This window comes from Mucilaginibacter sp. SG538B, from assembly GCF_013376065.1.
GTDB lineage: Bacteria > Bacteroidota > Bacteroidia > Sphingobacteriales > Sphingobacteriaceae > Mucilaginibacter > Mucilaginibacter rubeus.
The window spans coordinates 131719-139447 of sequence record NZ_JABMJI010000008.1 but is presented as its reverse complement, the minus strand read 5'-3'; the positions used below and the strand labels follow the sequence as shown (position 1 = coordinate 139447).

At 43.4% G+C, this 7729-nt stretch carries 3 protein-coding genes; 1 reads left to right on the top strand and 2 read right to left on the bottom strand.

Annotated features, from left to right (window positions below; genetic code table 11):
• Positions 1 to 323 precede the first annotated feature (323 nt).
• Positions 324 to 2135, top strand: coding sequence for a glycoside hydrolase family 2 protein (locus FHW88_RS28830; protein ID WP_176628951.1), 1812 nt, complete (start codon positions 324 to 326; stop codon positions 2133 to 2135).
• A gap of 237 nt (positions 2136 to 2372) precedes the next feature.
• Here FHW88_RS28830 and FHW88_RS28825 read toward each other — a convergent pair whose 3' ends face one another.
• Entirely contained in the window at positions 2373 to 4139 is a 1767-nt protein-coding gene (locus FHW88_RS28825) for an ATP-binding protein (protein WP_176628950.1), read from the bottom strand.
• Positions 4140 to 4283: 144 nt separating this feature from the next.
• Positions 4284 to 6983 (bottom strand): valine--tRNA ligase, encoded by a 2700-nt coding sequence (locus tag FHW88_RS28820; RefSeq protein ID WP_176628956.1) that lies wholly within the window; start codon positions 6981 to 6983, stop codon positions 4284 to 4286.
• Between the last annotated feature and the right edge of the window lie 746 nt (positions 6984 to 7729).

Genomic DNA, 7729 nt, shown 5'->3' with positions numbered 1-7729 from the left:
ATGTGATTTTGTAAACCTATTTTAGGATTAATTAATATTGTAAACGTATAACAGGATTTAGCAGTTAAACTGTAAACTTTTTTTAGGACGAGACAATTTTTATAGTCACAAGTGATCCGCCCTTCTAACAGCCGCACAACACTTGCGCCATGGGGGAAACGAATTTGAAGAATTCATGGAATGTGTATCGCATTTTCTGCTCGTTCCCTAAATTCAATAAATTCGGGTTCAGACAACATCCTATTTCCCAATAAAATGTTATGATAACAGTTATCAATTCCCTATTTTGCCGTTCATAACCTCATCAATTATAACATTACCTTATGAACGCCTATCTCAAAGCAAAAGCCCTGCTTTTTGCCGTAGTATTATACGGATGCGCCGCCTTTGCACAGGAAGCCAAACTGCCAACTCAATGGACCAATGCCGCCATGCAAGCCGAAATACCTTTATCAGAATATCCCCGTCCCCAGCTACAGCGTAATGACTGGTTGTGCTTAAATGGTAAATGGGATTACCAGGGTGGTAAAAACGCGCCTAATGCCCTGAACCCTCAAACGCCCGTGTCTTTTAATGACAAGCCCGATAAGATCCTTGTACCTTACTGCCCCGAATCGGTACTTTCAGGTATACAGCGAAACCAGGAGATCAACATGTGGTACCGCCGAAGTTTTGAAGTGCCCGAAAAATGGCAAAACAAACATATCATTATTCATTTCGGAGCCGTTGATCATGATGCCACCATTTTTGTAAATGGTAAAAAAGCAGGTTCGCACTCGGGCGGGTATGATTCTTTCAGCTTTGATATTACCTCATATCTTAAAAAAGGCAGCAATACCCTTATTGTTGCTGCTCATGACCCCAATGATGGTAAAACACCATCGGGCAAGAACGGTCCCCGCGGCGATTATACTTTCTCCTCGGGCATCTGGCAAACAGTTTGGCTTGAACCCGTTAACAAATCATATATCAAAAATATTCGCCTGCTGCCAGACGTGGAAGGTAAACGTTTAAAAGTATTTGTTAATACTATAGGTGCAGGTAAACTCAAAGCAATTGCCCTAAACAATGGCAAAGAGGTTTCAAAGGTTGATGCAACCGCCGGATCATATTTCTATCTGCCAATAGATAACCCGGTTTTATGGACACCAAATTTTCCGTTTTTGTATGATCTGAAGCTTACCCTATACAATACTGATGGTAGCGAAGCCGACGAGGTTAAAAGCTATTTTGGCATGCGCGATATTAAATTGGGTAAGCTTAACGGCGTGATCCGTCCGCTTATTAACGGTAAATTCATCATGCAGCTTGGCCTGCTTGATCAGGGGTACTGGCCCGACGGTGTTTTAACCGCACCTACGGAAGAAGCACTTAAATTTGATATAGAATACACCAAAAAAGCGGGCTACAACCTCATCCGTAAGCACATGAAAACCGAGCCGCAGCGTTTTTATTATTGGGCCGATAAAATGGGCTTATTGGTTTGGCAGGATATGCCCGCTATATGGTATCAGAATGAAGATACTACTAAGAACAGGACGGTTTACCGGAAAGAATTAAAAGCCATCATCGACGATCATTATAACTCGCCCTCCATTATTACATGGGTGCCTTTCAATGAAAACTGGGGTGCTTTTGATGTAAAAAACATAACCAATTGGGTTAAACAATATGACCCCTCGCGATTAGTTAATGGCAATTCAGGCTTTAACAATAATCCCAGCTATCAAAAACCTTACGGCGATCCGGGCAATGGCGATTACGTGGACACACATATTTATGTTGGCCCGTATGGTGCTTCTGTTCCCGATAGCCGCCGAGCGGCCTCGCTGGGCGAATTTGGCGGCGTGGGATTGTTTGTTCGCGGTCATATGTGGCCGGTGCATAACGATGCCTATGATTATGAGCCAACCAAAGCCAGGCTTACCGACCGTTATGCTTTTTTGCTGGATGAAGTAGAACAGCTTATGAAATATAAAGGATTGAGCGTTGCCATATATACCCAAACCACCGACGTTGAACACGAAGTAAACGGCGTTTTAACCTACGACAGGGCCGTTGAAAAAATGGAGATCGAAAGAGTAAAGGAAGTAAACCAGGCGGTGATTAAGGAAGGGGATAAGTTGAATAAATAGGCCATTAGGTGAGCGCTGGCCGTTGTTGGTGTTGTCACCAACAACTCTACTCCACGCAGTTATAGCATTAAATAAGCAACCGGGAGCTTAATATGGTAATATGAAATAACGTGATTAAAAGAGTATTGGGAATTGTTGGTGACAACACCAACAATGTCGTAAAAGAGCATTAGGAATTGTTGGTGACAACACCAACAATGGCATAGCCCTCCCTTCCGGGGAGGGTTTGGGTGGGGCTCACCCCACCCTGTTCAATGTATAATTATTAAGCTTCTCCAGCAGTTCATCCGGTTTAAATGGCTTGGATACATAATCATTCATGCCGGCTTCGTATACCTGTTCTTTGATATCAAAAAGTGCGGAAGCTGTAAGCGCGATGATCGGTATGCCTGATTTTTTAGGATCGGCCATTTTACGGATCTCTTTAGCTGCGTCAAAGCCGTTCATCACCGGCATCTGGAGGTCCATTAATATAATATCAAAATTGCCGTACTGCATAAACTCAACTGCCCGTTCCCCGTTTTCGGCAATGGTTGGGTTAATGCTCCACTTGCTCAGCAGTTTCTTCATCAGCATCACATTAACCATATTATCTTCGGCAATAAGTACACGTAAACAGGCCAGCGGGTTTTCTGAAAATTGTTTAGCTTCGGGAGCAGTAGTTACTACAACAGGCAATGCTTCTGTAGATACAGGAAATTCCATATGGAATGAAAACTCTGATCCGCGCCCCATTGTACTGTTAACGGTCATTTGCACTTCCTGCAGCTCAAGCAAACGCTTAACTATGGCCAGGCCAAGCCCTGTGCCGCCATACTCGCGGGTAGTAGCTAATGATTCCTGCGTAAATGGTTCAAATATACTTTCAAGGTTTTCTTTTTCGATACCGATGCCGGTGTCCCTTACCGAAAAGTTAACGGTAACGGTATTATGCCGGTCTTCCACACAAGTAACCCTTACCCATATGTTTCCCTGCGGTGTAAATTTTATAGCATTACTAACCAGGTTAAAAATGATCTGGGTTATGCGGGTAGGATCGCCAAAAAGCACCTTATCCCTCAATGAGCTGTCAACATCAAGCTTAAAAAGCAAGCCTTTCTCTTCGGCCTTCAGTATCTGCCCGCCGCAAATATTGTTCATCAGCTCAACAAGGTTGAAGCGGATATTTTCAAATACTACCTTCCCCGATTCAATTTTGCTAAAATCAAGCACGTCATTAACAATGGCTAACAGGTTATTGGCCGAAAATTTAAGGATTTCGATGTTCTCCCGCTGGTCGGGCCTCGGGTTGCTCATCATCAGCAAATTACTCATCCCGATAACCGCATTTAACGGCGTACGGATTTCATGCGACATGGTTGACAGGAACTCTGATTTGGCCTGGGCCGATTTCTCTGCCTTTTCAATGGCCGTTTCCATCTTACTGTAAAGCCGGGCCTGCTCCCTGCTACTATTTTTAAGGTGCCTGATGTTTTTTAAGAAAGCAGTGTAAAAATGGCTATGGATAAAAATAAGCAATATAAAATTGGCAAACAGGCTGATGATAATGGTAGACTGATCAACTTTGTTAGGTTTTATACTAATAATGTACCCACTGTTGTATTCAATAATCATAAATACCAAAACCGGTACTGTATTAAGCAACGAGTACATGAGCCCCCATTGCTGGCCAAGCATATAATAGCTGAATACGATCACGATTATAATAACCTGCACGGTAATGATATTTACCGTTTGCATAGAGGCATAAACCAGGCTGGTATTAACAAGGGTACCCACAATAAGCAGGGCATGTGTTGCGCCGCGCCAGTCGGGCCGCCAGGTTAAATACTTAAATAACACAACTACCGCTCCCATCAAAAACAGGGCGGTATCAGCAAGCATTTTTTGGTTTTGGAAATAAACGTTCAGGTAAAGTGCCCCAAGGGCAACAAAAATAAGGAAGAACCCATAATACAATAAACGAATCCGGGCCTGGTCAAGGAACGATTGCTCCTTCGACAAAATCTTATAAATTGATAAGTTAAAAAAACTTACTTTATTACTCATATTCAGAACTTAACATTGGCCCTGCAATTGAACAGGCCACCGTACAGCAATCAAAATACTGTACGGTAGCTTGTTACGCAAAGCCGGTAAGTTCTGCAATTAGCAAGCCAAAGCAGCTAAGTTTTCTTCAATGATGGTTAATTTAGCTTCGGCATCGGCCTTTTTCTTTTGCTCCACCTCAATAATCTCGGGTTTTGCATTAGCCATAAACCGTTCGTTACCCAATTTTGCATTAACCGATTTCAGGAAACCTAACAGGTATTCCTGCTCTTTTTTCAGTTTCGCACATTCGGCAACCGGGTCAATTTCTTCGCTGAACGGAATATAAAACTCATCTGTTGAGGCTAAGAAATTAATGGCCCCTTCAACTTTATCGGCTACTGATTCAAATTTGCTGATGTTGCCAAGCCTTGCAATGATAGCTTCGTACTGGCCGTAATTGATCCCCGAATTTGATTTAACAAATAACTCAAGCGGCTCTTTGTCAGAAATTTGTTTTGTTTTGCGGGTGTTCCTGATGTTGGTTACCACATCTTTAACAAGCTCTGTTTCATTTAACAGACGTGAATTAATTTCCCCAATAGCGGGCAATTGCGCTACAATACAGCAGTCAGTTTCAGAACGTTCGCCAAACAGTTCATCATGCCATAATTCTTCGGTAAGGAACGGCATAAAAGGGTGCAATACCTTCAAAATATTTTCGAAGAATTGAATAGTAGCTGCATAAGTAGCCTTATCAATAGGATGTTGATAAGCCGGTTTGATCATCTCCAGGTACCATGCGCAAAAATCGTCCCATACCAGTTTATAAGTATCCATTAAGGCCTCTGATAAACGATATTGGGCAAAGTTAGCTTCAATTTCGGTTAGCGCCTGGTTAAACCTGTTGGCAAACCATTCAATGGCTACGCCGTTAGGGTTGTCAAGGCTTTCATCAACTTCCCAGCCTTTTAGCAGTTTAAAGGCGTTCCATATTTTGTTGGCAAAGCCGCTGCCTTGTTTACAGTAGCTTTCGTCAAACATCAAATCGTTACCTGCAGGCGAGCATAGCAGCATGCCTACACGTACGCCGTCGGCGCCGTATTGAGCTATCAGGTCAAGCGGATCGGGAGAGTTGCCCAATTGCTTCGACATTTTACGCCCCTGCTTATCCCTTACTATACCGGTAAGGTATACGTTCCTGAATGGTACTTCGCCCCTAAACTCATGGCCGGCCATGATCATCCTGGCAACCCAGAAAAACAGGATCTCCGGCGCGGTAACCAAATCATTGGTTGGATAGTAATAATTGATATCAGCATTGTTCGGATCCTTAAAACCGTCAAATACCGAAATGGGCCATAACCAAGATGAAAACCAGGTATCAACTACGTCTTCGTCCTGGGTAAGATCGGCTGCGGTAAGTGCGGGATTTTTAAGTTGCGCTTCCTTCAATGCTTCTTCAGCGTTTTTGGCAATTACAAATTCGCCTGTAGGTAAATACCATGCCGGAATCTGTTGTCCCCACCACAGCTGGCGGCTGATGTTCCAGTCGCGTACATTCTCCATCCAATGGCGGTAAGTGTTCACAAATTTTTCGGGGATCAGTTTTATCTCGCCGTTCAATACATAATCCAAAGCTGGTTTGGCCATTTCGCCCATCTTGCAAAACCATTGCATGGATAGTTTTGGCTCAATCACCGCGTTGGTACGTTCACTGAAACCAACCTGCGATTTATATTCTTCAACTTTTTCCAGTACGCCGGCTTCTTCCAGCAGCACAGCTATTTTTTTACGGGCGGCAAAACGGTCTTCACCAACCAGTATCTGCGCTTTCTCGTTCAGGGTGCCGTCGTCATTCAGGATATCAATAACCGGCAGGTTATGACGCTGGCCCAGTTCGTAGTCATTTAAATCGTGTGCAGGGGTAACCTTCAAACAGCCGGTACCAAAATCCATAGTCACATAATCATCCAAAATCACCGGTATTTCACGGTTGATCAGCGGGATGTAAACCTTTTTACCGTGCAGGTGCAGGTAACGCTCGTCATTAGGATTGATACAGATAGCTGCATCAGCCATAATGGTTTCAGGGCGGGTAGTAGCTATAGTTAGGTAGTCAGAAGAAGTCTTAGGTTCGGTGTCATAACTATCATCTAAATTTATCGCCTTAGACTCCGGACTTAAGGCTTCTGCCTTAGGACTTACTACTTTATACTTAATATAATAAAGCTTCTGATTAACCTCTTTACGAATTACTTCCTCATCACTCACCGCGGTTTTGCCCTGCGGATCCCAGTTGATCATGCGGATACCGCGATAGATCAAACCTTTTTTATACAGGTGGATAAACGTATCAATAACCGCTTCCGATAGGCTCTCGTCCATGGTAAATTTGGTACGGTCCCAATCGCAGGAGGCACCTAATTTTTTAAGCTGCTCCAGGATAATGCCGCCGTATTTTTCCTTCCACTCCCAGGCATAAGTTAAAAACTCTTCGCGGGTAAGGTCTTTTTTGCTGATGCCGCGCTCTTTAAGCATAGCGACAACTTTGGCCTCGGTAGCAATACTGGCGTGGTCGGTACCGGGAACCCAGCAGGCGTTTTTGCCTTTCATCCGGGCGCGGCGAACCAGCACATCCTGTATGGTATTGTTAAGCATGTGGCCCATGTGTAAAACCCCGGTAACGTTTGGCGGCGGAATGACTATGGTATAAGGCTCACGCTCATCAGGCACCGACTTAAAAAAGCCGTGCTGCAACCAGTAACTGTACCATTTTTCTTCGGTTTCCTTTGGGATATATGTTTTAGCAATACTCATAACGCGCAAAAATACGATAGTTAACGGTTCATAGCCAAAGGTTGGGGGATTTTTTTGGGAATATAGTTCATGGTTCATAGATGATGGTTTTAAACCGATAGTTTTTGATCGGTCAAGAGCGGAGGCCGCATTAGGGATGGGAGCGGATACCGGCCAACGAGCGTAATGCCTGCAGGCGTATGAGCGTACAGCCCGGGCCGCAGGTAATGCCATTATTCTGAACTCGAATTAAACGAATTTTAAGAATTTATTGAATTTACTTAGCATTCTGTTATTTCTTTAATTCAAAAAATTCGAGTTCAGACAACAACATAAAAGAAAATCCCATTAATCCCAAAAATCCACCCAAATCCCGGTTCAGAATAATGGCGTTGCCTGCGGCCCGGGCTGTACGCTCATACTGCACAAGGCCTTAGCCACTTGGCCGGTATCCGCTACCATCCCTAACGCAAACCAGTACATTGTAAAATGATTATCACTACAACATGCAATCATGATCAATCATCTATAAACCATAAACCATGATCTATCAACCATGAACAACCCCACTCCCACAATATTTTTACAATTAACAAGTTATTATATATGTAACATTCAAATTGTCATGAAAACAATACCCTTACACCGTTTCTGGCTTGATATTTTGAAAAAAACAAAACTCGAAGCCATCATTAACTGGTTCAATCACTAAAGGCCTGCCACCGGCCACTTGTGTTTAATACCCGCTATTTATTAACTTTAATTTT